Raw genomic sequence first — 1,385 nt, forward strand, 5'->3', positions numbered from 1 at the left:
TGTTTGGTGAAAAATACGGAGACACTGTGCGAGCCATTAAGTTTGGTAAAAGTATGGAGTTGTGCGGAGGCATTCACGTAAAAAACACGGCTCATATCTGGCACTTTAAAATTATGAGTGAAGGAGCGATTGCTTCTGGAATCCGCAGGATAGAAGCGATTACCGGAGATGCCGTAAAAGCTTATTTCACAGAACAGGAATCCAAGTTGGCCTCAATAAAAGAAACGCTTAAGAATCCTCAGGACGCTTTGAAAGCTGTGAAAAACCTTCAGGATGAAAACAACGAGCTGAAAAAACAACTTGAACAATTACTAAAAGACAAAGCCAAAGGCCTTAAAGGAGAACTTCTAACTGAACTTCAGAAAGTAAATGGCATACAGTTTCTGGCTAAGCAAGTAGACCTTGATGCCAATGGCGCTAAAGACTTGGCTTATGAACTTGGGAAATTAGGCGATAATTTATATTTACTACTTGCTACAGTACAGGATAACAAACCCATGTTGACTTGCTACATTTCAAAAGAACTCGTTGCAGAAAAAGGATTGAATGCCGGACAAATCGTTCGCGAACTTGGAAAATACATTCAGGGCGGCGGCGGCGGGCAACCGTTTTTTGCCACAGCAGGGGGTAAAAATCCCGGGGGAATTGCTGAAGCTTTGGAGAAGGCAAAAGAATATATAAAATAGAACAACCCTTTAAGGGTTTTGAACCCTGAAAGGTTAAATCATGGAACTATCAACAAAAATACCCATCCCGAAAAGTAATCACCCTATTGATTACCATTCGAGAATCCTTTCCTTCGGCTCCTGCTTTGCCGATGAGGTGGGGAAGAAGTTTGATTACTACAAGTTGAATCATCTGACAAACCCATTTGGGATTTTATTTCATCCTTTGGCGATTGAAAAAGTAATTGATTTCGCTTTAAGCGAAAAGCAGTTTACACAAGATAATGTTTTCTTACTTGATGAACGCTGGCACTGTTTTGATGTGCATTCGGCGATGAGTCATCCGGATAAAGAAGTGATGCTCGCCAACCTGAATGACACTCTGAAAACCACTCGTCAAAACATTATAGAAGCTACACATTTTATCATCACCCTGGGAACCGCCTGGGCTTATAAGCATATAGAATCAACTCAAATTGTAGCCAACTGTCACAAAGTGCCTCAAAAAGCCTTTGAAAAAAAGCTACTGTCGATTAAAGAAATTGCAATAAGCATAGAAAATTTAGTTTTAAAAGTCAAAGCTGTCAACCCAAACATCAATTTCATTTTCACCATCTCACCCGTCCGCCACCTCAAAGACGGATTTGTTGAAAACCAAGTAAGTAAAGCACATTTAATTGCAGGCTTAAATAGTTTTTTGCTAAAAGTAAGCCCCCCTTC

2 protein-coding genes are annotated in these 1,385 nt (G+C 40.1%); both read left to right on the forward strand.

Annotated elements, in window-relative coordinates:
* The coding region (locus AC6F75_RS10105; RefSeq protein ID WP_500714902.1) for a DHHA1 domain-containing protein at positions 1-686 on the forward strand (686 nt) is incomplete at its 5' end.
* Between the two features lie 40 nt (positions 687-726).
* Positions 727-1,385, forward strand: a 659-nt coding sequence (locus AC6F75_RS10110; RefSeq protein ID WP_500714903.1) for a GSCFA domain-containing protein, incomplete at its 3' end; no start/stop codon positions are given.

It is taken from the genome of Planktosalinus sp., assembly GCF_059864935.1.